This window comes from Streptomyces sp. NPDC002742 (genome assembly GCF_042888885.1).
Lineage (GTDB): Bacteria > Actinomycetota > Actinomycetes > Streptomycetales > Streptomycetaceae > Streptomyces.
Map to the genome: position 1 here is coordinate 24,947 of NZ_JBIAQF010000008.1, position 19,795 is coordinate 44,741.

Sequence of the window (19,795 nt, forward strand, 5' to 3'; positions counted from 1 at the left end):
GTCGGTCTGCTCGCTTTCTTGCGTGAGTGGCTTGATGGATACGGCGGCCGGCGCTTAGCCGACCGAGCCTTCCATCTGGAGCTCGATCAGCCGGTTGAGCTCAAGGGCGTACTCCATGGGCAGTTCCTTGGCGATCGGCTCGACGAAGCCGCGCACGATCATCGCCATCGCCTCGAACTCGGTCAGACCGCGGCTCATCAGGTAGAAGAGCTGGTCGTCGGAGACCTTGGAGACGGTCGCCTCGTGGCCCATGGACACGTCGTCCTCGCGGACGTCCACGTACGGGTACGTGTCGGAGCGGGAGATGGTGTCGACGAGCAGCGCGTCGCAGAGCACGTTCGACTTCGAGCCGTGGGCGCCCTCGCCGATCTCGACGAGACCGCGGTAGGACGTACGGCCGCCACCGCGCGCCACGGACTTCGACACGATGTTCGAGGAGGTGTTCGGCGCCATGTGGACCATCTTGGAGCCGGCGTCCTGGTGCTGCCCCTCGCCCGCGAAGGCGATGGACAGGGTCTCGCCCTTGGCGTGCTCGCCCATCAGGTAGACGGCCGGGTACTTCATGGTGACCTTGGAGCCGATGTTGCCGTCGATCCACTCCATGGTCGCGCCCTCGTACGCCACGGCGCGCTTGGTGACCAGGTTGTAGACGTTGTTCGACCAGTTCTGGATGGTCGTGTAGCGGCAGCGGCCGCCCTTCTTCACGATGATCTCGACCACCGCGGAGTGCAGGGAGTCCGAGGAGTAGATCGGCGCCGTACAGCCCTCGACGTAGTGCACGTAGGCACCCTCGTCGACGATGATCAGGGTCCGCTCGAACTGACCCATGTTCTCCGTGTTGATACGGAAGTAGGCCTGGAGCGGAATCTCGACGTGCACGCCCTTCGGCACGTAGATGAACGAGCCGCCGGACCACACCGCGGAGTTCAGCGACGCGAACTTGTTGTCACCCACCGGGATGACGGTGCCGAAGTACTCCTTGAAGAGCTCCGGGTGCTCCTTGAGCGCCGTGTCGGTGTCCATGAAGATGACACCCTGCGCCTCGAGCTCTTCGTTGATCTGGTGGTAGACGACCTCGGACTCGTACTGGGCCGCGACACCGGCGACGAGGCGCTGCTTCTCCGCCTCCGGGATGCCGAGCTTGTCGTACGTGTTCTTGATGTCCTCGGGCAGGTCCTCCCAGGACTCCGCCTGCTTCTCCGTGGAGCGCACGAAGTACTTGATGTTGTCGAAGTCGATGCCCGACAGGTCGGAACCCCAGTTGGGCATGGGCTTCTTCTCGAAGAGGCGCAGGCCCTTGAGGCGGAGCTTGGTCATCCACTCGGGCTCGTTCTTCTTCGAGGAGATGTCGCGGACGACGTCCTCGTTGATGCCGCGCTTGGCAGAGGCACCGGCCGTGTCGGAGTCGGCCCAGCCGTATTCGTACTTGCCCAGGCCATCGAGTTCGGGGTGGGCAGTCTCCGTGGGGAGCGTCATGCGGGGTTCCTCCCGGCCGTGCTTGCAGATGCGTTATGAGTGGTTTGCGAAATCTTGGGGATGAACGTCGTGCACACCCCGTCGCCATGGGCGATGGTGGCCAGTCGCTGGACATGCGTGCCGAGCAGCTGGGAGAAGAACTCCGTCTCCGCCTCGCACAGCTGCGGGAAGCGCTCGGCGACATGCGCGACCGGGCAGTGGTGCTGGCAGAGCTGCTCGCCGACCGGTGCGCTGCGCGCCGTGGCAGCGTACCCGTCGGCACTCAGTGCCTTGGCCAGCGCTTCCGTGCGTTCCTCGGGGGTCGCGGCCTCGATGGCCTCGCGGTACGCCCCGGCCTGCGCGGCGATCCGGGCGCGGGCGAAGGAGAGGATCGCCTCGTCGCCGCCCTCGCGCTCGGCGATCCAGCGCAGGGCGTCCTCGGCGAGCTTGTCGTAGGACTGGTCGAAGGCGTCCCGGCCGCAGTCGGTCAGGGCGAACACCTTGGCGGGACGTCCGCGCGTACGCGCTCCGTAGACCCGCTGCTCACGTGCTTCCACGACGTCGTCGGCGGCCAGCGCGTCGAGATGACGGCGTACGGCGGCCTGGGTCAGCCCCAGCCGGCCCGCCAGGTCGGCGACGGTCGACGGGCCGTGGTCCAGGATGGACCGCGCGATCCGGTTGCGCGTCGAGCGCTCACCGGTCGCGAGTTCCTCCTGCGGGGCCCCCGTGGGGGTCTCCCGAGCCTCGCCAACGTTTTTCACAACACCATTGTTGCGTAATTCCTCAGGGCCTGACAAGCCGCCCCCCTCCGGGCGGCCGGTGCGCTGCATCACTTAGGTATACCTAATGTGACCTGGGCGAACGATCTTTGATCGATCAATTCGCTGGTGTACGGACCGTCTCTCGGGGAGACTGCCGAACCATGCCGACACCCCCTCCGACCGGCCCACTCGTAACTCGGGACACCCTCGCCGGGGACCTGCGCGCCCTGGGCGTACGACCGGGAGAAACGCTTCTCGCGCACTCCTCGCTCAGTGCTCTCGGATGGGTCAACGGCGGCCCCGTGGCCGTCGTACAAGGCTTGCTCGACGCCCTCGGTCCGCACGGCACCCTGGTGGTCCCGACGCAGTCCGGCGACCTCTCCGACCCGGCTCTGTGGAGCCGCCCGCCGGTTCCCGAGGAGTGGTGGGCGACCATTCGGGCGACCATGCCCGCCTACGACCCCCGAGTGACGCCCTCCCGCGGGGTCGGCGTGATACCCGAGACCGTCCGCAACTGGCCCGGCGCCCTGCGCAGCGCGCACCCGGAGACCTCCTTCGCGGCGCTCGGCCCGCGCGCGGCGGCGATCGTGGACGGGCACGCGCCCGACTGCCGGCTCGGCGAGCGGAGCCCGCTGGCCCGCCTGGAGGCGAGCGGTGCGCGCGTCCTGCTCCTCGGCGCGGGCTACGGCACCTGCACCAGCTTCCACCTGGCCGAATACCGCATCCCCTCGCCCGTCGTGGAGGTCGGACGGCCGTCCCCGAGGGGCTGGGAGAAAGTGCGGGAGGTGTCGATCACCTCAGAGCTGTTCGAGGAGCTGGGAGCCGACTTCGAACGGGACCGTCCCGTCGTACGGGGCACCGTGGGCGCGGCCGGGGCTCGGCTCTTCCCGGTGGCCGACGCGGTGGCGTACGCGGAGCGGTGGCTGCCGCTGCACCGGCCACGGGACCTCTACGCGGATGTCGCCCCCGGCGGTTCCCGGCCGCGCGGACGTCCCTAGACTTGCTCCTCATGCGAAGCGAGCCCGTGGTCCAGGTCCAGGCCCTGGTGAAGCGGTACGGCACGAAGACCGCGGTGGACGGCCTCGACCTGGTGGCCACGGCGGGCATCACCGCCGTACTCGGACCCAACGGCGCGGGCAAGACGACCACGGTCGAGACCTGCGAGGGATACCGCAGGCCTGACTCCGGCACGGTGCGCGTCCTGGGCCTCGATCCGGCGAGACAGTCCGGGGAGCTGCACTCCCGTATCGGCGTGATGCTCCAGTCCGGCGGCGTCTACTCGGGCGCCCGCGCGGACGAGATGCTCCGCCATGTCGCGAAACTGCACGCCCATCCCCTGGACGTGGACGCGCTCATCGAACGGCTCGGTCTGGAGGGCTGCGGCCGGACGACGTACCGGCAGCTGTCGGGCGGCCAGCAGCAGCGCCTCGCGCTCGCCATGGCGGTCGTCGGCCGCCCCGAGCTGGTCTTCCTGGACGAGCCGACCGCCGGTCTCGACCCGCAGGCCCGCCGCGCCACCTGGGACCTGGTCCGCGACCTGCGGTCCGACGGTGTCTCCGTGATCCTCACCACGCACTACATGGACGAGGCCGAGCAGCTCGCCGACGATGTCGCGATCATCGACGCGGGCCGGGTCGTCGCCCAGGGCTCCCCCGAGGAGCTGTGCCGCGGCGGCGCCGAGAACACCCTGCGCTTCACCGGCCGCCCCGGGCTCGACGTGGGCTCCCTGCTGAAGGCCCTCCCCGCGGACTGCACGGCGGCCGAGCTGACACCGGGGGCCTACCGGATCGGCGGCAAGGTCGACCCGCAGCTGCTGGCGACCGTGACGTCCTGGTGCGCCCAGCACGGCGTGATGCCGGAGAAGATCTCGGTCGAACGCCACACCCTGGAAGACGTCTTCTTGGAACTGACCGGCAAGGAGCTGCGCTCATGAGTCAGGCCCAGCTTGGAACCGACCGGCAAGGAGCCGCGCTCGTGACCACCGCCGGTACGTACACCCCGAAGCCGGGCGCCGCCCCGCTGCCCCGCATGATCCGCGCGCAGGCCGCGCTGGAGACGAGGATGCTGCTCCGCAACGGCGAGCAGCTCCTCCTCACCGTCGTCATCCCGACGCTGCTGCTCGTCCTGTTCAGCTCGGTCGACATCATCGACACGGGTGCGGGCAAGGCGGTCGACTTCCTGGCGCCGGGAATCCTGGCGCTCGCCGTGATGTCGACGGCGTTCACCGGCCAGGCGATCGCCACGGGCTTCGAGCGCCGGTACGGCGTCCTGAAGCGACTGGCCGCCTCCCCGCTCCCCCGCTGGGGCCTGATGACCGCGAAGACGGCGTCGGTGCTGGTCACGGAGATCCTTCAGGTGATCCTGCTCACCGTGATCGCCTTCGCGCTGGGCTGGTCGCCGCACGGCAACCCGCTCGCCGTCCTGCTCCTGCTGGTCCTCGGCACAGCGGCCTTCTCCGGGCTGGGTCTGCTCATGGCGGGCACGCTCAAGGCCGAGGCGACACTGGCCGCCGCCAACCTCGTCTTCCTGCTGCTCCTGGTCGGCGGCGGGGTGATCGTGCCGATGGACAAGTTCCCCTCCGGCGCCCAGGACGTGCTCGGTCTGCTGCCCATCTCGGCGCTCTCCGACGGTCTGCGGGACGTGCTCCAGCACGGAGCCGGGATGCCCTGGGCCGACCTGGGGATCCTGGCGGTCTGGGCGGTCGTGGGGCTGGGCGCGGCCGGCCGGTTCTTCCGCTGGGAATGACCGGATGGTCCGCCGCGCGGCCGACCCTCGTGAAAGCGTGCACAAGCGGCCCCCTACGATGGTGCGCGTGCAGAACCTGACCCGAGCCGACGCCCTCAGCGCGGTGCGCAACCCGCTCGCCTTCATCGCCGAACGCTGGACCCCGACCTCCCGGACGGTGCAGCGCGCGGCCCTCGCCGCGCTCGTCATGGCGGTCGTCATCGTGGTCACCGGCGGTGCCGTGCGGCTCACCGGCTCCGGCCTCGGCTGCCCGACCTGGCCCAAGTGCACCGACGACTCGCTCACGGCGACGAGCGCGATGGGCCTGCACGGCGCCATCGAGTTCGGCAACCGCATGCTGACGTACGTGCTGTGCGCCGCCGTCGGGTGGGCGATCATCGCCGCCCGCTCGCAGAAGCCGTGGCGGCGGAGCCTCACCCGGCTCGGCTGGGCCCAGTTCTGGATCGTGATGAGCAACGCGATCCTCGGTGGCATCGTCGTCCTGGTCGGCCTCAACCCCTACACGGTCGCCGCCCACTTCCTGCTCTCCACCGCGCTCATCACCGTCGCCGCGCTCATGTGGCAGCGCACCCGCGAGGGCGACGCGGCGGCGCGTCCGCTCGTCGGCAAGTCGGTGCGGCAGCTCGTGTGGTTCCTGGTGGCCGCCGCTGTCCTGCTGATCGCGGTCGGCACGGTCGTCACCGGCGCCGGCCCGCACGCGGGTGACTCCAGCAAGGTCGACCGCATCCACGTCAGCTGGGAGAACGTCGCCAAGCTGCACGCCGTACTGGCCTGGATCGTCGTCACACTGGCCTTCGCCCTGTGGTTCGTCCTCAAGGCGGTCGACGCTCCCCAGGGTCCGCTGCGGCGTACCCGCGACCTGTTCCTGATCCTCCTGTCCCAGGGCGTCATCGGCTACGTCCAGTACTTCACCGACCTGCCCGAGGCCCTGGTCGCCCTGCACATGCTCGGCTCCTGCCTGGTGTGGATCGGCGTGCTGCGCGTCCTGCTGGCCCTGCGCGAACGTCCGGAGGCCGTGGCGGATCTGCCGGGTCCCGCGACGAAATCGGCGCTCACGCGCGCGTAGCGCCTGGGCGGGGCACCCTCGCGCCGTACAACGGCACCTTCACGCGTGCGTGCGCCTCTCCACGCGTGCGTGCGCCGCGCGCGGGTCCGCGTCCCGTGCGTGGACGGATTCACTCCACCGAGTACACCCGACGGGCGTTCCCCGCCGCGATCAGGGCCGCCACCCGCTGGGCGTCGGCCGGCGACCAGGCCCCTTCGGCGACCCAGTCGCCGAGCACCCGTGCGAGCGCCTCACGGAAGGTGTGTGCTCCGATCACATGGAGTTCGGGCAGGCCATGTGCTCCGCTGGAGAAGAGGAGTTTGCCGAAGGGGGCGAGTTCCAGGATCTCGGCGAGGACGGCCGCCGCCCGTGCGCCGGTGCGGACGAGAGCGGCGCCCAGGTCCGCGTACACATGCGGGAAGACCCAGGCGAGGTGGGCCGCGTGCCGGTGGTACGGGTAGCCGTGCAGCAGGACCAGGTCGGTGCCGAGGCCGGCCGTGGCGCGGGCGAAGTCGGTGAGCAGCACCGGATCGGCTCGGTCGATGCGCTGTCCGGGCTCGCCGTGTCCGGCGTGCAACTGCAGGGGCAGGCCCGAAGCGACCGCGATCCACAGCAGATGGCGGAGCAGGACGGGGTCGGTGAGCGTGGCGCCCACCCGGCGGCCGGCGAGCCAACGGCCCGCCGCTCCACGTACCTCCCCCGGCCCCGGCGGTTCGGGGGCCAGTGCCAGACCGTGCCGCACGCCCGCGACGGAGGTGAAGGCCACGGCGTTCGCGGCGGCTCCGTGGACGGACTCGGCGAGATTGGCGAGAAAGCACTCGACGGTCCCGGAGGTGTCGGCGACCTGTTCGGCGAGCAGTTCGAGACGGACGATCTCGTGTGCCCTGGCGGCTCCCGTGGAGGCCATCTCGCCCGGCCCGGTCAGATCGCCGGGCAGCCCGGTGTCGACGAGATAGGTGGTGATGCCGCTGCCGCGCAGCAGTCTGCGGCCCGATTCCAGTACGCCGAGTTCGCGGCGCCGGGCCAGATAGCGGGCGGGCGTGCAGTGCGGTTCGAGCCCGAGCAGGGGTGGGCACCAGCGTCGTACGGCGAACCCGGTCTGGGTGTCGAAGAAGGTGGTGCCGGCGGCCGGTGGCCCCTCGGTTCCGGCGAGGTGGGCCTCGAACGTGCCGAGGCCCAGCTCCGTCCGCAGTACGCCGTGGCAGTACTGGTCCACCAGGGACGGCGTTTCGATCATCCGGACTCCCCGCGAATGGACCGTTGCTTTCCAGGTCCTAACGGCTGAGCCGGGTGTCAGGTGTTGGTCGCGCACACCCCGTGCGAACAGCCGACGATTGTCGGCCGTCCGTGCGACGGGTGACCCGTCAGTCGTTGGCGGGGCCACCGAGCTGGATGCCGGCCATGCGCTTCCACTCGTAAGGACCGGTCTTGACCTTGGCCGCGAACTCTCCGTCGAAGGCCTCGTGGACGGTGATCCCGGCCTTCTTCACGGCGTCCTCGGCGATCTCGTAGCTCGTCGCCACGAGGTCGCCCCAGCCGCCGTCCTCGCCGACGAGCACGATGCGGGCGCCACGCTGTCCGATGTAGGCGACCTGCGCCTCGGCCCCGCCGTGCGCCTTGGAGAAGGCGGTGATCCGGTGCGCGAGCTTGGCGGCGGCACGCTCGGCCTTGGGGTCGTGCACGGTGCCGGGGGTCTCGTCGATCTGCTGGGTGTCTGCCATGGCCAGGATGCTACCGACGGGTAGATCAGACGGCGACGGGAGGGGTGCGTGGCCTTGGCCACGCACCCGGGGCTTTCGGCTCCGAAGCCCTCGGTTTCGCTCCGGCGGATGGCGGGGAGCGGGCGGTCTAGCGGAGGAAGGGGTCCACCGCTACGGCCACGAAGAGGATCGACACGTAGGTGATCGACCAGTGGAACAGCCGCATCTCCTTGAGCTTGCCGCCGGTCACCTCGGCCTTGGCCCGGTTCTGCAGGCCGTGGGCCTCCCACAGCCAGAACCCGCCCGCGCCGAGCGCGACCACGGTGTAGAACCAGCCCGTGTACCCGAGCGGGGTGAGCAGCAGCGAGACCGCGACCATCACCCAGCTGTAGATGACGATCTGGCGGGCGACCACCTTGTTGCTCGCGACGACGGGCAGCATCGGCACGCCCACGCGCGCGTAGTCCTCGCGCACCTTCATGGACAGCGGCCAGTAGTGGGGCGGCGTCCAGAAGAACATGACGAGGAAGAGGATGACCGGCGCCCACGACATGGAGTTCGTGACGGACGACCAGCCGATGAGGACGGGCAGACAGCCGGCGATGCCGCCCCACACGATGTTCTGCGAGGTACGGCGTTTGAGGATCATCGTGTAGACGACGACGTAGAAGAGGAGCGCTCCGAGCGACAGCCAGGCGGACAGCCAGTTGACGGCCAGACCGAACAGCAGGGTCGACACGACGGCCAGCGTGACGCCGAACGCGAGGCACTCACGCGGGCTGACCATGCCGGTGACGAGCGGGCGCTGCGAGGTGCGCTCCATGAGGGCGTCGATGTCGCGGTCGATGTACATGTTCAGCGCGTTGGCGCCGCCCGCGGACAGGTAGCCGCCGAGGCAGGTGAGGAGCACCAGCTTCAGGTCGGGCACGCCCTGCTGGGCCAGGAACATCACCGGAACGGTGGTGATCAGCAGCAGTTCGATGATCCGCGGCTTGGTCAGCGCCACGAACGCCTTCAGACGGGCCCCGAACGGCCGCCGGCCCCGGCTGCTGCTCGTCCCGAGCTCCCCCACAGCCCTAACGGCGTGGGAGGTGCCCCCAGCCGCTGGACGGGATTCGACGGCCGTCACGCACACCCCTGACAGAGACATCCCAGCAAGCCCCGGGAATGAATTCCCCGTAAAGGCTCACGCGTACCACGCCACTGTAGACGTTGCCCAGACCCCGGCATTCGCGGGGGTGTGCTCGTGTTGAGGAGTGCCGCTGGAAGAGCTGATCGACACTCGATTGAGCACTCGGACGAGCGGCTCCGTATTCACGTGTCGAACCAGGAACATCCCAGTCGGGAGGCGGATCCCGACGAGTCCCGGCAGTCTGGAATGACTCGAAAAAACGCACGTACTCACGGGGGTAGGCTCGACAACGGCCGGGGCGCCCAGTGCACCGGCATATCGACATGTGTGACATGTGGAGAGGAGCCCTGACCCAGGGTGAGCACCAAGCCGACCACCACAGACCTCGAGTGGACCGAGCTGGACCAGCGGGCGGTCGACACCGCCCGCGTCCTGGCCGCCGATGCCGTACAGAAGGTCGGCAACGGCCATCCCGGTACGGCCATGAGCCTGGCGCCCGCCGCCTACACCCTCTTCCAGAAGGTGATGCGGCACGACCCGGCGGACACCGACTGGGTTGGACGCGACCGCTTCGTGCTGTCCGCCGGCCATTCTTCCCTGACCCTCTACACCCAGCTCTACCTGGCCGGGTTCGGCCTGGAGCTGGACGACCTCGAGTCCTTCCGGACCTGGGGCAGCAGGACCCCCGGTCACCCCGAGTACGGGCACACGCCGGGCGTGGAGACCACGACCGGGCCGCTCGGCCAGGGTGTCGCCAACGCGGTGGGCATGGCGATGGCCGCCCGCTACGAGCGCGGTCTGTTCGACCCGGACGCGCCGCAGGGCGAGTCCCCGTTCGACCACTTCATCTACGCGATCGCCGGTGACGGCTGCCTCCAGGAGGGCATCTCCGCGGAGGCCTCCTCCATGGCCGGGCACCAGAAGCTCGGCAACCTCGTGCTCCTGTGGGACGACAACCACATCTCGATCGAGGGCGACACCGAGACCGCGGTCTCCGAGGACACCGCCAAGCGCTACGAGGCGTACGGCTGGCATGTCCAGCGCGTCGCCCCGAAGCCGGACGGCGACCTCGACCCGCACGCCATCTACAACGCCATCGAGGCCGCGAAGAAGGTGACGGACAAGCCGTCGTTCATCGCGATGCGCTCGATCATCGCCTGGCCCGCCCCGAACGCGCAGAACACCGAGGCCGCGCACGGCTCGGCGCTCGGCGACGACGAGGTGGCGGCCACCAAGCGCGTCCTCGGCTTCGACCCCGAGAAGTCCTTCGACGTCGCCGCCGAGGTACTGGCCCACACCCGCCAGGCCCTGGACCGGGGTGCCCAGGCCAAGGCCGAGTGGGAGAAGGGCTACGCCGCCTGGCGTACCGCCAACCCGGAGCGCGCGGCGGAGTACGACCGCATCGCGGCGACCGAGCTGCCGAGCGGCTGGGAGGAGAAGCTCCCCGTCTTCGAGGCGGGCACGGGTGTCGCCACCCGCGCCGCGTCCGGCAAGGTGCTGCAGGCGCTCGGCGCGGTCATCCCCGAGCTGTGGGGCGGTTCCGCCGACCTGGCCGGCTCGAACAACACCACGATCGACAAGAACAGCTCGTTCCTCCCGGCGGACAACCCGCTGCCGGAGGCCGACCCGTACGGCCGCACGATCCACTTCGGCATCCGCGAGCACTCCATGGCCGCGGAGATGAACGGCATCGCGCTGCACGGCAACACCCGTATCTACGGCGGCACCTTCCTGGTGTTCTCCGACTACATGCGCAACTCGGTCCGTCTGTCGGCCCTGATGCACCTGCCGGTGACGTACGTCTGGACGCACGACTCGATCGGCCTCGGCGAGGACGGTCCGACGCACCAGCCGGTCGAGCACCTCGCCTCGCTGCGCGCCATCCCCGGCCTCAACGTCGTCCGTCCCGCGGACGCCAACGAGACGGCCATCGCCTGGCGCGAGATCCTCAAGCGCTACACCAAGGTGTACGGCAAGGGCGCCCCGCACGGTCTCGCGCTGACCCGTCAGGGCGTTCCGACGTACGAGGCGGACGAGAACGCCGCCAAGGGCGGCTACGTGCTGTTCGAGGCCGAGGGCGGCTCGCCCGAGGTCATCCTGATCGGCACCGGCTCCGAGGTGCACGTGGCCGTCGAGGCGCGCGAGCAGCTCCAGGCCGCGGGCATCCCCACGCGCGTCGTGTCCATGCCCTGCGTGGAGTGGTTCGACGAGCAGGACCAGGGGTACCGGGACAGCGTCCTGCCGCCTTCGGTGAAGGCCCGTGTCTCGGTCGAGGCAGGAATCGGCCTCACCTGGCACCGGTTCGTCGGGGACGCCGGACGCATTGTTTCGCTGGAGCACTTCGGTGCTTCGGCCGACGGCAAGGTGCTCTTCCGCGAATTCGGTTTCACTGCCGAGAACGTCGCCGAAGTCGCCCGGGAATCGATCGCCGCAGCCCAGCGCTGACGCCGACAAACGACACGTAGGAGATGCAATTTCCATGACAGACGCACTCAAGCGCCTCTCCGAGGAAGGCGTCGCGATCTGGCTGGACGACCTTTCGCGCAAGCGGATCACGTCCGGCAACCTTGCCGAACTGATCGACCAGCAGCACGTCGTGGGCGTCACCACCAACCCGTCGATCTTCCAGAAGGCGATCAGCAGCGGAGACGGTTACGAGCAGCAGGTTTCCGAACTCGCCGCCCGCAAGGTCACCGTCGAGGAAGCCATCCGCATGATCACGACGGCGGACGTCCGCGACGCCGCCGACATCCTGCGCCCCGTCTTCGACGCGACCGGCGGCCAGGACGGCCGGGTCTCGATCGAGGTCGACCCGCGTCTTGCGCACAACACCCCGGCGACCATCGCCGAGGCCAAGCAGCTGGCCTGGCTGGTGGACCGCCCGAACACCCTCATCAAGATCCCGGCCACCAAGGCGGGTCTGCCGGCGATCACCGAGGTCATCGGCCTCGGTATCAGCGTCAACGTCACGCTGATCTTCTCGCTGGAGCGCTACCGCGAGGTCATGGAGGCCTTCCTCCTCGGCCTGGAGAAGGCCAAGGAGCGCGGCCTGGACCTCTCGAAGATCCACTCCGTGGCGTCCTTCTTCGTGTCCCGTGTGGACACCGAGATCGACAAGCGGCTCGACGCCCTGGGCACCCCCGAGGCCAAGGCCGCCCGCGGCAAGGCGGGCGTCGCCAACGCCCGGCTCGCCTACGAGGCGTACGAAGAGGTCTTCTCCACCGACCGCTGGGCCGTCCTCGACCGGGCGCAGGCCAACAAGCAGCGTCCGCTGTGGGCCTCGACCGGTGTCAAGGACCCGGCGTACAAGGACACCCTGTACGTCGACGAGCTGGTCGCGCCCAACACGGTGAACACCATGCCGGAGGCCACGCTGGAGGCCACCGAGGACCACGGTCAGATCACCGGCAACACCATCGCCGGTACGTACGAGCAGTCCCGCGCCGAACTCGACGCCGTCGAGAAGCTCGGGATCGCGTACGACGACGTGGTCCAGCTCCTTGAGGACGAGGGCGTCGAGAAGTTCGAGTCCGCCTGGAACGACCTGCTCAAGTCGACCGAGGCGGAGCTCCAGCGCCTCGCCCCTTCGGAGGGCTGAAATCTTGTCGAGCAGCAACCCGCTGCGTGACCCCGCAGACCGACGGCTCCCGCGCATCGCGGGGCCGTCGGGCCTGGTCATCTTCGGCGTCACGGGCGATTTGTCACGTAAAAAGCTGATGCCCGCGGTGTATGACCTCGCCAACCGGGGACTGCTGCCGCCGGGCTTCTCCCTCGTCGGGTTCGCCCGTCGCGAGTGGGCCCACGAAGACTTCGCCCAGGAGGTCCACGACGCGGTCAAGGAGCACGCCCGTACGCCCTTCCGCGAGGAGGTCTGGCAGCAGCTCGTCCAGGGCATGCGCTTCGTCCAGGGCACCTTCGACGACGACGACTCCTTCGAGCGGCTGCGCTCCACGATCGACGAGCTGGACAAGGCACAGGGCACGGGCGGCAACTTCGCCTTCTACCTGTCCGTGCCGCCGTCCGCGTTCCCGGTGGTCATCCAGCAGCTGAAGAAGCACCGGCTGGCGGACCAGTCGAACGGCTCCTGGCGGCGCGCGGTCATCGAGAAGCCCTTCGGTCACGACCTCAAGTCGGCCGAGGAACTCAACTCGATCGTGCACGAGGTCTTCGCCCCGGACCAGGTCTTCCGCATCGACCACTACCTGGGCAAGGAGACGGTCCAGAACATCCTGGCGCTGCGCTTCGCCAACACGATGTTCGAGCCGATCTGGAACCGGTCCTTCGTCGACCACGTGCAGATCACCATGGCCGAGGACATCGGCATCGGCGGCCGGGCCGGCTACTACGACGGCATCGGCGCCGCCCGTGACGTCATCCAGAACCACCTGCTCCAGCTGATGGCGCTGACCGCCATGGAGGAGCCCTCCTCCTTCGACGCGGACGCGCTCGCCGCGGAGAAGACCAAGGTGCTCGGCGCGACCCGGCTGCCGAAGGACCTGGGCAGGAGCACGGTCCGCGGCCAGTACGCGGCGGGGTGGCAGGGCGGCGAGAAGGTCGTCGGCTACCTCCAGGAGGACGGCATCGACCCCAAGTCGAAGACCGACACCTTCGCCGCGATCAAGGTGGAGGTGGACAACCGCCGCTGGGCGGGAGTCCCGTTCTACCTGCGCACCGGAAAGCGTCTGGGCCGCCGTGTCACCGAGATCGCGGTCGTCTTCCAGCGCGCCCCGCACTCCCCCTTCGACCACACGGCGACGGAGGAGCTGGGCCAGAACGCGATCGTCTTCCGCGTCCAGCCCGACGAGGGCGTCACGGTCCGCTTCGGCTCCAAGGTCCCCGGCACCTCCATGGAGATCCGGGACGTCTCGATGGACTTCGCGTACGGCGAGTCCTTCACGGAGTCGAGCCCGGAGGCGTACGAGCGCCTGATCCTCGACGTGCTGCTCGGTGACTCGAACCTCTTCCCGCGCACCGAGGAGGTCGAGCTGTCCTGGAAGATCCTCGACCCGATCGAGCAGTACTGGGACAAGCACGGCAAGCCCGCGCAGTACCCCTCGGGCACCTGGGGTCCCGTCGAGGCGGACGAAATGCTCGAGCGAGACGGACGGAGCTGGCGTCGCCCATGAAGACCGATCTCACGGACACCACGGCCAGCAAGGTCAACAAGGCACTCGTCCAGGGCCGCCGCGCCATCGGCACGCCCGCCGTCGGCATGGTGCTCACCCTGGTCATCGTCACCGACGAGGAGAACGCCTACGACGCCCTGAAGGCCGCCAACGAGGCCTCGCGCGAGCACCCCTCGCGCACCCTCGTGGTCATCAAGCGCGTCTCCCGATCGCCCCGCGACCGCACGAAGTCGCGCCTCGACGCCGAGGTACAGCTCGGGGCGGAGGCCGGCACCGGCGAGACGGTGGTGCTGCGCCTGTACGGCGAGGTGATCAACCACGCCCAGTCGGTCGTCCTGCCGCTGCTGCTCCCGGACGCGCCCGTCGTCGTCTGGTGGCCGGTGAACGCGCCGCTCGACCCGGCGAACGACCCGCTCGGCTCGCTCGCCCAGCGCCGGGTCACCGACACCTACGCCGCCGAGGCCCCGGTACGGGAGCTCAACGCCCGCGCCGATGCCTACACCCCCGGCGACACGGACCTGTCGTGGACCCGCATCACGCCCTGGCGTTCGATGCTGGCCGCGGCCCTGGACCAGGTCACCTGCGACGTGGACGCGGTCGAGGTGGAGGGCGAGGAGTTCAACCCGAGCTGCGAGCTGCTCGCGATGTGGCTCGCGGACCGGCTGGAGGTCCCCGTCAAGCGGTCGCTGTCCTCGGGCCCCGGCCTCACCGCGGTGCGGCTGGAGACGAGCTGCGGCCCGATCGTCCTGGACCGCGCCGACGGCACGCTCGCCACGCTGTCCATCCAGGGGCAGCCCGACCGCGCGGTGGCGCTCAAGCGCCGCGACACGGCCGAGCTGATGGCGGAGGAGCTGCGCCGTCTCGACCCGGACGACACCTACGCCTCGGCGCTGCGCTACGGGGTGAACCGGCTGAACACGGCGGCGGACGCCGCCGGAGCCGGATCCTCGGGCGGTACCGCCACCGCCACGAAGGCGGCCCCGGCCGTCAAGGAGACCCCCGCGGACGTGGCCGAGAGGGCGCTCGCCAAGAAGGCCGCGGCCGACAGGGCGGCCGCCGAGTGAACACTCCGCAGCTCGTCGTCCACCGCGACAAGGAACTGATGGCCCAGGCCGCGGCGGCGCGGCTGATCACGAAGATCGTGGACGCGCAGGCCTCGCGCGGCTACGCGTCGATCGTGCTCACCGGCGGGCGCAACGGAAACGGGCTCCTCGCGGCGCTCGCGTCCGCGCCCGCCCGGGACGCCGTCGACTGGGCGCGTCTCGACCTGTGGTGGGGCGACGAGCGCTACCTCCCCGAGGGCGATCCCGAGCGCAATGACACCCAGGCCCGCGCGGCCCTGCTCGACTCGGTGCCGCTGGACCCGGCCCGGGTGCACTCGATGCCCGCGTCCGACGGTCCGCACGGCGCCGACGTGGAGGCGGCGGCGGAGGCGTACGCGGCGGAGCTCGCGAAGGCCGCCGGTCCGGAGAACCACGGCCCGGTCCCGTCCTTCGACGTCCTGATGCTGGGGGTCGGCCCGGACACCCACGTGGCCTCGCTCTTCCCTGAGCTGCCCGCGGTGCGGGAGACGGAGCGGACGGTGGTCGGCGTGCACGGAGCGCCCAAGCCGCCGCCGACCCGGATCTCGCTGACGCTGCCCGCGATCCGCTCCGCCCGCGAGGTGTGGCTGCTCGCGGCCGGCGAGGACAAGGCGGAGGCGGCCGCCATCGCCCTGTCCGGCGCGGGTGAGATCCAGGCCCCGGCCGCCGGCGCGTACGGCCGCTCACGCACCCTGTGGCTCCTGGACGCGGCGGCGGCATCCCAGCTGCCGCGCTCGCTGTATCCACCGGCTTCCGCCTGAGCGGGGAGCGAAACAGCGTTACGGGAAGCGGGCGGACTCCCACCGCCCGCTTCCCCGCATTCAGGGCCTAACGGCCGCGCAGCGTCCGGTACTTGGCGACCAGGGCCTTGGTCGACTCGTCCAGTCCCGGCACGTCGGCGCCGTCGGTCAGGGCCGGCTCGACGCGCTTGGCGAGCACCTTGCCGAGCTCGACGCCCCACTGGTCGAAGGAGTCGATGTTCCAGATCGCGCCCTGGACGAACACCTTGTGCTCGTAGAGGGCGATCAGCTGGCCGAGGACCGAGGGGGTCAGCTCCCTCGCCAGGATCGTGGTCGTGGGGTGGTTGCCCTGGAACGTCTTGTGCGGCACCAGTTCCTCGGGCACCCCCTCGGCACGCACCTCGTCGGGAGTCTTGCCGAAGGCCAGGGCCTGCGTCTGCGCGAAGAAGTTCGCCATCAGCAGGTCGTGCTGGGCGACCAGCCCCGGCAGCAGGTCGGCCACGGGCTCGGCGAAACCGATGAAGTCGGCGGGGATCAGCTTCGTGCCCTGGTGGATCAACTGGTAGTACGCGTGCTGGCCGTTGGTGCCGGGCGTGCCCCACACCACCGGGCCGGTCTGCCACTCGACCGGGCGGCCGTCACGGTCCACGGACTTGCCGTTCGACTCCATGTCGAGCTGCTGGAGATACGCGGTGAACTTCGACAGGTAGTGCGAGTACGGCAGCACGGCGTGCGACTGCGCGTCGTGGAAGTTGCCGTACCAGACCCCCAACAGACCCAGCAGCAAAGGGACGTTGGCCTCGGCCGGGGCGGTGCGGAAGTGCTCGTCGACCAGGTTGAAGCCGTTGAGCATCTCGCGGAAGCGGTCCGGACCGATCGCGATCATCAGCGAGAGGCCGATCGCCGAGTCGTAGGAGTAGCGTCCGCCGACCCAGTCCCAGAACTCGAACATGTTGGCGGTGTCGATCCCGAAGTCGGAGACCTTCTCGGCGTTCGTCGACAGCGCCACGAAGTGCCGCGCCACCGCCTCCGGCCCGGCCTTCAGACCGGTCAGCAGCCAGTCACGCGCGGAGGTGGCGTTCGTGATCGTCTCGATCGTGGTGAACGTCTTCGAGGCGATGACGAACAGCGTCTCCGCCGGGTCCAGGTCCCGCACGGCCTCGTGCAGATCGGCGCCGTCGACGTTCGACACGAACCGGAGCGTGAGGTCGCGGTCGGTGAACGAGCGCAGCACCTCGTACGCCATCGCGGGGCCCAGGTCGGAGCCGCCGATGCCGATGTTGACGACGTTCTTGATGCGCCTGCCGGTGTGCCCGGTCCACTCGCCCGAGCGGACCCGCTCGGCGAAGCCGGCCATCTTGTCGAGCACGGCGTGCACGGCCGGCACGACGTTCTCCCCGTCGACCTCGACCACCGCGTCCCGCGGCGCCCGCAGCGCGGTGTGCAGCACCGCCCGGTCCTCGGTCGTATTGATCTTCTCGCCCCGGAACATCGCGTCCCGCAGCCCGAACACATCGGTGGCGGTGGCCAGCTCGCGCAGCAGTCGCAGCGTCTCGTCGGTGATCAGATGCTTGGAGTAGTCGACGTGCAGATCGCCGACCTGGAGCGAGTAGCCGGAGCCGCGCGCGGGGTCGGCCAAGAACAGGTCGCGCAGATGGGTGTCCGCGAGCTCCTCGCGGTGCTTGGCCAGAGCTGTCCACTCGGGTGTCTGGTTGAGCCGGGTACGGCTTTCTGCGTTCATCTCGGACTTCCGCCTTCTTTCCTGCCTGTGCTGCTGCGTACCTTGCCCCGCTGCCGGTCCCAACCTAATTGATCAGGGCTGGACACGAGCTGTCGTAGTGCGTCCTCCGGCTCAACAACAGATACGTCGTGCTTGACCTCAGGTGTCAGCGCGATGACGGCGAACGTGAAGACCCGGGCCGCGAACCGTGCCGCTCCGTTCGGCCCGCGGGCCGCCGCGCCCGGCCGCCCGGCGGTGCCCGGGGCGGGGTGCCCGAGGCCGAGGCCGTGCGGAATGCCGGGCTGACGCGCTCAGCGTGAATTCCGGGGCGCGCTGCTGCATCGGCGTGACCCGGCTGTCGCTCCGCGCCGCCCGGCCGCGGGATCCGGGCGCGATGCGTGAACCCGGCGCCCGGTACGACGATTCAGGCACGGTACGACGATCGGGCGCGGCGGGGAATCACTCCGCGGCACGGCTACCCGCACGGTGGGCCCGCGAACCGGGCATCCCGGAACCGGCGACGGGGCGGTGTCCCGGCCGCGAAGTCGCCGTGAAACGGTTCCGGCCAGACACCTGTGGGTGCCCGGCCGGCTCTCAACTCCTAGATCTCGCCCCGCAGTTTGGCGAGCGCCTCGGCGAGGATCGCCTCGCCGTCCGCGTCGCTGCGCCGCTCCCGTACGTACGCGAGGTGCGTCTTGTAGGGCTCGGTACGCGGCGGGTCCGGCGGGTTGTCCCGGTCCTGTCCGGCGGGGAAGCCGCAGCGCGGACAGTCCCAGGTGTCGGGAACCTGCGCGTCGCTGGCGAAGCTGGGCTGCGTCTCGTGCCCGTTGGAGCACCAGAAGGAGATGCGCAGCCGCGGCGCGGACTCGCCGCGCTCGGCCTCGCCCATCGGCCCCGCCCCGACCCGGCTTCCTCGGATCGCGTTGCCACTTGCCACGGTCGTAACTCCCTGCGTGATGGTGCCGCGAAGCGAGTCGGCGTGACGCTTCGCTGCGAGCCGCCTCAGTCTACGTAAGGCCCAACGCGCGTCCAGTGATTGGAGTTACCTCCCCACCCCTAGACGCAAGCCCCATGATAGGCGGCGCTTGGAGGCGCGTACCGGACATGGGGCCTTACGTACGGAATGTGCTTGCGTAATGAGCAGGTGTACTGCCGTACCGATGTCGATCGGCGATCAGTTGTTGATCTTCATCAGGACACCGAGCACGACGATGCACGCGAACCAGAGCAGACCGATCATCAGCGTGATGCGGTCCAGGTTGCGCTCGGCGACCGAGGAGCCGCCGACGGACGACTGCATGCCGCCACCGAACATGTCGGACAGGCCGCCGCCCTTTCCCTTGTGCATCAGCACCAGCAGCATCAGCAGCAGGCTGAAGACGATCAGGGCGATCGAGAACCCCAAAACCACGGCTGGACCAACTTCCTCGGAACTGGATGGACGACGGGGGCCCGGTGCAACGGCACCAGACCCCCGCAAGGGTACGACGAATCGCCGCTACCGCATACTTACTGGTCGCGGAACCGGACGATCTTGACGAACTCGTCGGTGTCCAGCGACGCGCCACCGACCAGAGCGCCGTCGATGTCGGGCTTCGCCATGATCTCGGCGACGTTTCCGGACTTCACCGAGCCGCCGTACTGGATACGGACCTGGTCGGCCAGCTCCTGCGAGTACAGCTCGGCGAGCTTGGCGCGGATCGCGGCGCAGACCTCCTGCGCGTCGTCGGCACCGCAGACCTTGCCGGTGCCGATGGCCCAGACGGGCTCGTACGCGATCACGACGGACTCGGCCTGCTCGGCCGGGAGGTCCTTCAGACCGCCCTCGACCTGCGCGAGCGTGTGCGCGACGTGGTTGCCCGCCTCGCGGACGTCCAGCTCCTCGCCCACGCACAGGATCGGGGTCAGACCGTGCTTGTAGGCGGCCTTGACCTTCGCGTTCACGATCTCGTCGGTCTCGTTGTGGTACTGACGGCGCTCGGAGTGGCCGATCGCCACGTACGTGCACTTCAGCTTGGCCAGCATCGAGCCGGAGATCTCGCCGGTGTAGGCACCGGAGTCCTGCGCCGAGAGGTCCTGGGCACCGTACTTGATCTTGAGCTTGTCGCCGTCGACCAGGGTCTGCACGGAGCGCAGGTCGGTGAAGGGCGGAAGGACGGCGACCTCACAGGCCTCGTAGTCCTTGTCCGCCAGGGCGAAGGCGAGTTTCTGGACGTGCGCGATGGCCTCGAGGTGGTTGAGGTTCATCTTCCAGTTGCCCGCCATCAGCGGCGTGCGCGTGCTCATCTA

General features: G+C 69.6%; 18 protein-coding genes. 9 read left to right on the forward strand and 9 right to left on the reverse strand.

What is annotated here, in order from left to right:
• Positions 1 to 54 precede the first annotated feature (54 nt).
• Both sufB and ACFYW8_RS15950 read right to left on the reverse strand, forming a co-directional pair.
• Positions 55 to 1,476 (reverse strand): Fe-S cluster assembly protein SufB, encoded by a 1,422-nt coding sequence (sufB, locus tag ACFYW8_RS15945; RefSeq protein ID WP_389074142.1) that lies wholly within the window; start codon positions 1,474 to 1,476, stop codon positions 55 to 57.
• Positions 1,473 to 2,216 (reverse strand): metalloregulator ArsR/SmtB family transcription factor, encoded by a 744-nt coding sequence (locus tag ACFYW8_RS15950; RefSeq protein WP_365874431.1) that lies wholly within the window; start codon positions 2,214 to 2,216, stop codon positions 1,473 to 1,475. The genes sufB and ACFYW8_RS15950 overlap by 4 nt, the downstream gene beginning before the upstream one ends.
• A 161-nt stretch (positions 2,217 to 2,377) precedes the next feature.
• On the opposite strand from ACFYW8_RS15950, the gene ACFYW8_RS15955 reads away from it, so the two are divergent.
• The 4 genes from ACFYW8_RS15955 to ACFYW8_RS15970 are packed head-to-tail and all read left to right on the forward strand — an operon-like array spanning position 2,378 to position 6,027.
• Positions 2,378 to 3,214 (forward strand): aminoglycoside N(3)-acetyltransferase, encoded by an 837-nt coding sequence (locus ACFYW8_RS15955; protein ID WP_389074149.1) that lies wholly within the window; start codon positions 2,378 to 2,380, stop codon positions 3,212 to 3,214.
• Positions 3,215 to 3,225: 11 nt separating this feature from the next.
• A complete protein-coding gene (locus ACFYW8_RS15960; protein WP_389074154.1) occupies positions 3,226 to 4,149 on the forward strand; it encodes an ABC transporter ATP-binding protein in 924 nt (307 codons plus the stop codon).
• Complete coding sequence (locus ACFYW8_RS15965) at positions 4,146 to 4,961, forward strand: ABC transporter permease (RefSeq protein WP_389074159.1); 816 nt, start codon at positions 4,146 to 4,148, stop codon at positions 4,959 to 4,961. The genes ACFYW8_RS15960 and ACFYW8_RS15965 overlap by 4 nt, the downstream gene beginning before the upstream one ends.
• Positions 4,962 to 5,019: 58 nt before the next feature.
• Positions 5,020 to 6,027: a COX15/CtaA family protein gene (locus ACFYW8_RS15970; protein ID WP_365874423.1), complete on the forward strand. Its 1,008-nt coding sequence runs from the start codon at positions 5,020 to 5,022 to the stop codon at positions 6,025 to 6,027.
• Positions 6,028 to 6,136: 109 nt separating this feature from the next.
• Here ACFYW8_RS15970 and ACFYW8_RS15975 read toward each other — a convergent pair whose 3' ends face one another.
• The 3 genes from ACFYW8_RS15975 to ACFYW8_RS15985 all read right to left on the reverse strand — a co-directional run bounded on the left by ACFYW8_RS15975 (position 6,137) and on the right by ACFYW8_RS15985 (position 8,841).
• Complete coding sequence (locus ACFYW8_RS15975) at positions 6,137 to 7,243, reverse strand: amidohydrolase family protein (protein WP_389074166.1); 1,107 nt, start codon at positions 7,241 to 7,243, stop codon at positions 6,137 to 6,139.
• Between the two features lie 127 nt (positions 7,244 to 7,370).
• Positions 7,371 to 7,727, reverse strand: coding sequence for a hypothetical protein (locus tag ACFYW8_RS15980; protein ID WP_389074171.1), 357 nt, complete (start codon positions 7,725 to 7,727; stop codon positions 7,371 to 7,373).
• A 127-nt stretch (positions 7,728 to 7,854) separates the two neighbouring features.
• Entirely contained in the window at positions 7,855 to 8,841 is a 987-nt protein-coding gene (locus tag ACFYW8_RS15985; RefSeq protein WP_389075093.1) for a heme o synthase, read from the reverse strand.
• A 354-nt stretch (positions 8,842 to 9,195) separates the two neighbouring features.
• Between ACFYW8_RS15985 and tkt the strand changes: the two genes are divergently transcribed.
• Genes tkt through pgl form a run of 5 tightly spaced genes read left to right on the forward strand, consistent with a single transcriptional unit; the run spans position 9,196 to position 15,807 of the window.
• On the forward strand, positions 9,196 to 11,283 hold the full coding sequence (gene tkt, locus ACFYW8_RS15990; protein WP_365874415.1) for a transketolase: 2,088 nt from the start codon (positions 9,196 to 9,198) through the stop codon (positions 11,281 to 11,283).
• Between the two features lie 34 nt (positions 11,284 to 11,317).
• Complete coding sequence (gene tal / locus ACFYW8_RS15995) at positions 11,318 to 12,436, forward strand: transaldolase (RefSeq protein ID WP_389074178.1); 1,119 nt, start codon at positions 11,318 to 11,320, stop codon at positions 12,434 to 12,436.
• Position 12,437: 1 nt separating this feature from the next.
• Entirely contained in the window at positions 12,438 to 13,964 is a 1,527-nt protein-coding gene (gene zwf, locus ACFYW8_RS16000; RefSeq protein ID WP_365874472.1) for a glucose-6-phosphate dehydrogenase, read from the forward strand.
• The gene (gene opcA / locus ACFYW8_RS16005; RefSeq protein ID WP_365874412.1) at positions 13,961 to 15,028 is read left to right on the forward strand and encodes a glucose-6-phosphate dehydrogenase assembly protein OpcA; all 1,068 of its coding nucleotides are present in this window, start codon (positions 13,961 to 13,963) and stop codon (positions 15,026 to 15,028) included. Before zwf ends, opcA begins: the two co-directional genes overlap by 4 nt.
• The gene (gene pgl / locus ACFYW8_RS16010) at positions 15,025 to 15,807 is read left to right on the forward strand and encodes a 6-phosphogluconolactonase (RefSeq protein WP_389074182.1); all 783 of its coding nucleotides are present in this window, start codon (positions 15,025 to 15,027) and stop codon (positions 15,805 to 15,807) included. The genes opcA and pgl overlap by 4 nt, the downstream gene beginning before the upstream one ends.
• A gap of 67 nt (positions 15,808 to 15,874) precedes the next feature.
• Here pgl and pgi read toward each other — a convergent pair whose 3' ends face one another.
• The 4 genes from pgi to tpiA all read right to left on the reverse strand — a co-directional run bounded on the left by pgi (position 15,875) and on the right by tpiA (position 19,792).
• The gene (gene pgi, locus ACFYW8_RS16015) at positions 15,875 to 17,527 is read right to left on the reverse strand and encodes a glucose-6-phosphate isomerase (protein ID WP_389074187.1); all 1,653 of its coding nucleotides are present in this window, start codon (positions 17,525 to 17,527) and stop codon (positions 15,875 to 15,877) included.
• A 580-nt stretch (positions 17,528 to 18,107) separates the two neighbouring features.
• A complete protein-coding gene (locus ACFYW8_RS16020; RefSeq protein WP_003957010.1) occupies positions 18,108 to 18,443 on the reverse strand; it encodes an RNA polymerase-binding protein RbpA in 336 nt (111 codons plus the stop codon).
• Between the two features lie 237 nt (positions 18,444 to 18,680).
• Complete coding sequence (gene secG / locus ACFYW8_RS16025; protein WP_261703385.1) at positions 18,681 to 18,917, reverse strand: preprotein translocase subunit SecG; 237 nt, start codon at positions 18,915 to 18,917, stop codon at positions 18,681 to 18,683.
• A 98-nt stretch (positions 18,918 to 19,015) separates the two neighbouring features.
• Positions 19,016 to 19,792: a triose-phosphate isomerase gene (gene tpiA / locus ACFYW8_RS16030; RefSeq protein WP_365874405.1), complete on the reverse strand. Its 777-nt coding sequence runs from the start codon at positions 19,790 to 19,792 to the stop codon at positions 19,016 to 19,018.
• Between the last annotated feature and the right edge of the window lie 3 nt (positions 19,793 to 19,795).

Coding starts and splice junctions, on each gene's coding strand:
- sufB (WP_389074142.1), bottom strand. CDS start 1,476: ATGACGCTCCCCACGGAGACTGCCCACCCCGAACTCGATGGCCTGGGC.
- ACFYW8_RS15955 (WP_389074149.1), top strand. CDS start 2,378: ATGCCGACACCCCCTCCGACCGGCCCACTCGTAACTCGGGACACCCTC.
- ACFYW8_RS15960 (WP_389074154.1), top strand. CDS start 3,226: ATGCGAAGCGAGCCCGTGGTCCAGGTCCAGGCCCTGGTGAAGCGGTAC.
- ACFYW8_RS15965 (WP_389074159.1), top strand. CDS start 4,146: ATGAGTCAGGCCCAGCTTGGAACCGACCGGCAAGGAGCCGCGCTCGTG.
- ACFYW8_RS15970 (WP_365874423.1), top strand. CDS start 5,020: ATGGTGCGCGTGCAGAACCTGACCCGAGCCGACGCCCTCAGCGCGGTG.
- ACFYW8_RS15975 (WP_389074166.1), bottom strand. CDS start 7,243: ATGATCGAAACGCCGTCCCTGGTGGACCAGTACTGCCACGGCGTACTG.
- ACFYW8_RS15980 (WP_389074171.1), bottom strand. CDS start 7,727: ATGGCAGACACCCAGCAGATCGACGAGACCCCCGGCACCGTGCACGAC.
- tal (WP_389074178.1), top strand. CDS start 11,318: ATGACAGACGCACTCAAGCGCCTCTCCGAGGAAGGCGTCGCGATCTGG.
- opcA (WP_365874412.1), top strand. CDS start 13,961: ATGAAGACCGATCTCACGGACACCACGGCCAGCAAGGTCAACAAGGCA.
- pgi (WP_389074187.1), bottom strand. CDS start 17,527: ATGAACGCAGAAAGCCGTACCCGGCTCAACCAGACACCCGAGTGGACA.
- tpiA (WP_365874405.1), bottom strand. CDS start 19,792: ATGAGCACGCGCACGCCGCTGATGGCGGGCAACTGGAAGATGAACCTC.